The sequence below is a fragment of the Brasilonema bromeliae SPC951 genome (genome assembly GCF_012912135.1).
Lineage (GTDB): Bacteria > Cyanobacteriota > Cyanobacteriia > Cyanobacteriales > Nostocaceae > Brasilonema > Brasilonema bromeliae.
Genome location: NZ_QMEB01000057.1, coordinates 21,969 through 26,675, shown reverse-complemented (window position 1 = coordinate 26,675; position 4,707 = coordinate 21,969). Strand labels below are relative to the sequence as shown.

4 protein-coding genes are annotated in these 4,707 nt (G+C 40.5%); 3 read left to right on the top strand and 1 reads right to left on the bottom strand.

What is annotated here, in order from left to right; translation table 11 throughout:
* Positions 1-294 precede the first annotated feature (294 nt).
* The gene (locus DP116_RS09865; protein WP_169155019.1) at positions 295-801 is read left to right on the top strand and encodes a hypothetical protein; all 507 of its coding nucleotides are present in this window, start codon (positions 295-297) and stop codon (positions 799-801) included.
* Between the two features lie 247 nt (positions 802-1,048).
* On the opposite strand, the gene DP116_RS09860 is transcribed toward DP116_RS09865, so the two are convergent.
* On the bottom strand, positions 1,049-2,128 hold the full coding sequence (locus DP116_RS09860; RefSeq protein ID WP_169155018.1) for a glycosyltransferase family 4 protein: 1,080 nt from the start codon (positions 2,126-2,128) through the stop codon (positions 1,049-1,051).
* 1,413 nt (positions 2,129-3,541) lie between these two features.
* Here DP116_RS09860 and DP116_RS09855 point away from each other — a divergent pair.
* Complete coding sequence (locus DP116_RS09855; protein ID WP_169155017.1) at positions 3,542-3,736, top strand: hypothetical protein; 195 nt, start codon at positions 3,542-3,544, stop codon at positions 3,734-3,736.
* A 251-nt stretch (positions 3,737-3,987) separates the two neighbouring features.
* On the top strand, positions 3,988-4,707 hold a 720-nt coding region (locus DP116_RS29175; RefSeq protein WP_246275563.1), incomplete at its 3' end, for a tetratricopeptide repeat protein.

Below are 4,707 nucleotides of genomic sequence, written 5' to 3'. Positions count from 1 at the left end.
CGGAACCTCACCCTGCCCTATCGGGCATCCCTCTCCTTATTAAGGAGAGGGAAAGTTTTATCATTATTACGAGTTCTCTGGCAAGACATAGAACAAGTCATAAAAATGACATTTCTATGAGAAATAGGCAAATATGGAGAACTGCTTCAGTTTTATTTCAACCTGAAGATTGACGTTTCTTACTGCTTCGATACTTATTGTTTATGGTGAGTTGGCTCACTTAATTTAATCGTCCACACAAGTGAGCTAAAGATTTTTTGACTCAACAATGACAATATAACTTGGGATGACACTATGAATTATCTTGTTGCAGTTCTACCAGACAGGTTAAAAGTAGAAGAAGCGTACACTGCCTTAGAAAAAGAAGGTTTACCCACCAATCAAATTGATATTTTAGGCAGGGGATACAAAAGTGCTGATGAGTATGGATTCATCAACCCAAATCAGCAAGCAAAGAAAGGGATAAATCGTTTGGTATCTTGGCTGATTCCCTTTGGTTTTGTTGCTGGTTACGCCTTCAACCTTTTGACAAGCATCGAAGTACTTCCTATTGGCAGCCTTGGTAATCACCTGATTGGTGGACTGTTGGGAGCGGCTTCTGGTGCTTTGGGTGCATACTTTGTCGGCGGTGGAGTTGGTTTAACTGTGGGGAGTGGGGATGCTTTACCCTACCGAAATCGCCTCAATGCAGGCAAGTATCTGATTGTTATTAAAGGCAGTCAAGAGTTAACCAATCAGGCAACTCGCATTCTGCGCCAATTTGAGCCAGAGAACTTGCAAGGCTATGCCGAGCAAACTTAAGATCTAGACTCCGTCCGGAGTCTGCGATCGCTTTTGGTTCAGAGGAGAATACTGTGGAGGCGATTACGCTCCTTTGCGATACGCACAAGCTAAAGCCTCCGGCTTATCGCCCTTGTTTGCAAAGGAGGGCAGTTTGGAAAACTACCCTCCCCCTACTCTGGCTAGCAGCAAATTTGCTCTGTGACTTTGGGGCACTAGCACGAGGGAGCGATCGCCCCAAAGAGCGCATTTGCTTTTTCTAAATAGACTAGTTGCCTGAAATCACTGGATTGGGCAAATGTCCATTACTGCAAGCAAACGGCTCCCCCAGAATCTTGCGATAAACTGCTTCATAGCCATCAGTCATGTGCTGAACGCTAAAACGCTCCCAGACATAGTCCCAACAAGCAGAACGATCCAATTCAGTAACCTTGCTAACGGCACTGATACATTCTTCAACATTGTTGCAGAGAAAGCCTGTTTTACCGTGGGCAATAACCTCTTCTGTAGACCCCATATTCATCGCAATCACTGGAGTACCAGATGCCATTGATTCAATCATCACCAACCCGAACGGTTCTCGCCAAGTAATCGGGAACAAAGTGGCTACTGCACCTCCCATCAAAGCATTCTTTTGCTCATGGTTGGCTTCACCCAAATATTGAATTTGCTTACCATCAATAAAAGGCTTGACTTGACTTTCAAAATATTCCACATCAACGACATCCACTTTACCTGCTATCTTCAAGCGCCAGCCTGTTTCTTTAGCAATTTGTATCGCCAAATGCGTTCCTTTCTGTGGAGAAATCCGACCTAGAAAAGCCAGATAAGACGGCTCTTCAGGTTGGGGATGAAATTTATAACTGCTAACATTAATTCCGTTGTAGACTGTCGCTACATAATTCACCCCTAATCTTTCTTCTCGCTGTGCATCGGAAATACTGATGTAAGGCTGATTTTTTGCGTATTGATACAATTTTTCGTTGTCCGGAGTAAAAATTCCGTGCAATGTATGAACGGTGGGTGTTTTTACCAGATTGGCGTAGCTCAAGCTGATGTGTCCCGCATGAGAATGAATAATATCAAACTCGTCTGCTTGCTCATATACTCGAGCTAAATTCAGCATCTCATAGACACTATGTTCTTTCACAGTCTGATCAAGTCTTAGGGCACGAGGATAAACTGATTCAAGCTTTGCCAAACTGATAGAATCTCCCGATGCAAATAGGGTGACTTCGTGTCCACGTCTGACTAATTCATCGGTTAACAGTCCAACTACTAACTCTGTACCGCCATAACCTGGAGGTGGTACTCTTTCCCACAGTGGAGCAATTTGGGCAATTCGCATAACAATTCTCCTAAAAAGTAAATCTTAAGTCAAAAGAGTTTTCTCTCCGACGAATCAATAATTCCCATATTTTCAGAGTGAAAAATCTGATTTTTTAGATAAAAAAGTAGTCTAGTAATAATTTAAGAATAATTTTATATGTAGCTCTAGAGTTTGTTCGTCTTTCTGAGGTAAGGAAGCTATTATCTATGTGATTAAAATATACTTTTGTGATTAATCGTGAGAAAAACTACAAAACTTATTCCCATTGATAGATTTCAGTTTATGCAGAATAATTAAATGTTGTTATAACTAGCCTTTCTACCTCGCAAAGAATAGAACAATATAAATATAAAAAATTGATTGATCATTATCCGCGATGTTGTCAACTACCCTTTTAAGACAATTTTGAGAAGTGTATTGTAAACACATATAAAGTGATTTATTCCTGCAAAACGTTATTAAGATCGCTAAAATAGTTTTATCCACAGAGTTTAGTGTGGTTGATAAACCAGAACCGAAGGATAAAAGTCCTGCGGAATACTGGTAACGTTTGAGTAAAATTTGAGAAAAATCGGGAATAGCAATTAAACTTTAGCTCTCGTACTCCATGACTTAGAGAGTCGAGAAAAAGGTATTTGCTATTACCCAGTTTTTACACTGTGTATTCGTTAAAGCAGTAAAAATCACTCTAAAACATACGCCTATGGACAGACCAATTGTGTTGTGGTTAAGCGTTTTTCTTGTGCTTCTCGGTTACTGGCTTCTGGTTAATCTGGTGATGTAAAGCAGTGACAATTAACTCCTATTACAATCCCCGACTTCTCGCGAGAAGTCGGGGATCTTGTTTTTTCACACAAAGAGGGCAAAGGTTGCATCAGCTTTTTGATGGGGGATGAGGTGGTGTGGGAATCGCATAGCGTTTCTGTGGGAAGTATTGCACAGGGGGTTTGGTGGTCACTTACATTTTGCCTTGAGAAAAATAGTAGAATTTATTACATATTATTTGACTGGGTTCTTGTCCGCCTAGGATTTAAATCCCAGGCTAATAGGCGAAGTCCATTAAAATGGACTGAGACTGGAACTAGTTTTTGAGTATTTTTAAATACGATTTTAATTAAGTATTCGTGGTTTACTCGTAGTGATGCAAGATATCAGGTAATGCTTTATCGCGCTTCGGGCATGCTGCTTTGAAGGTACTTCTATACACTCAATGAAAAGCGCTATACCTTTGTTCAAAAACCTTCGAGAAAATCCTTACTCCTTCCATCGGTTGCAAAAAACGAAACCAAAATAGATTTATGTGAGATTACTCATAAAATAACAATAAAATTTCCACAATTTGTTGGAAGATAACTAAATAATATACAAATGACAGGATTCTTGTGCCGGCAGAATTCTGACTGTAACTCATTAATAGGTTGAGACTTCAGTATGAACAAAAAAGACGAGTCTCGGCAGGATATCTGCTGGATTTTACTGAATTGTGCTCGTTACAGTTTGACTTTGCTGCTTGGTGCAGTTTTGTTGTCAGATTCAGTGGGGGCAATATCTCATAGTTCTGGCTTACTGGTAACTAATCGTTTCAAAGGTGCTAATACAGGAATAAAAAACACCTGCACTCACTAAAATAAGTTAATTTTGTTACGAAAACAGAAACGATATTGGCTTCCGGAAATGAATGTTATACAATCAACATTACATTCTCCGGAGAATCTCTTAAACAATTAAAGAAACAATCAAGATCAGGATTCGCGTCTGCAAGAACATCGCTGCCTTTGATAAATTATTCCGGCTTAAGAATGAACAGAAATATAAAGCTTAAGTGTATTTTTTGCTGCTCATTTTCAAACTTTTCTCGTTACAGTTTAGCTGTGTTGATGGGTGTGGTTTTGCTGTCCGACTCAGTGAGGGCAACACTGAAAAATACAGAGTTGCAGATAGCACAGCAACCAGAAACGAATTCTCAACAATTAACTCGTGCTGCGGCGCAAAAAGCCTATGATGAAGCGGTTGCATTTTACAAAGAAGGTAGCGCAGAATCACTGAGACAGGCAGTAAAAAAATTGGAACTAGCTTTGCAACTGTGGCAGAAAGTTGGGGATAAAGCAAACCAAGCTCTTACTTCCCTTGCGATCGGAACAGTTTACTCCGATTTAGGAGAAAAACAAAAAGCACTTGAATTCTACAACCAAGCACTACCTTTGTATCATGCAGTGGGCGACAAGAGTGGAGTAGCTCTTACACTCAATAATATCGGGGGAGTTTACTTAAATTTAGGAGAAAAACAAAAAGCACTGCAATTCTACAACCAATCACTACCGTTGTTTCGTGCAGTCGGCGACAGAGGTGGAGAAGCTACAACACTCACGGGTATCGGGCTAGTTTACTCCGATTTAGGAGAAAATCAGAAAGCACTGCAATACTACAACCAATCACTACCGTTGTTTCGTGCAGTCGGCGACAGAGGTGGAGAAGCTCAAACACTCAATAATATTGCGGGAATTTACTCCAATTTAGGGGAAAATCAGAAAGCACTTGAATACTACAACCAAGCACTTCCACTGCGTCGTGCGGTGGGCGACAGGCGTGGAGAAGCT

Bases quoted from the DNA above. Each gene is read 5' to 3' on its own strand.
- DP116_RS09865 (WP_169155019.1), top strand. From the start codon at position 295: ATGAATTATCTTGTTGCAGTTCTACCAGACAGGTTAAAAGTAGAAGAA.
- DP116_RS09860 (WP_169155018.1), bottom strand. From the start codon at position 2,128: ATGCGAATTGCCCAAATTGCTCCACTGTGGGAAAGAGTACCACCTCCA.
- DP116_RS09855 (WP_169155017.1), top strand. From the start codon at position 3,542: ATGAACAAAAAAGACGAGTCTCGGCAGGATATCTGCTGGATTTTACTG.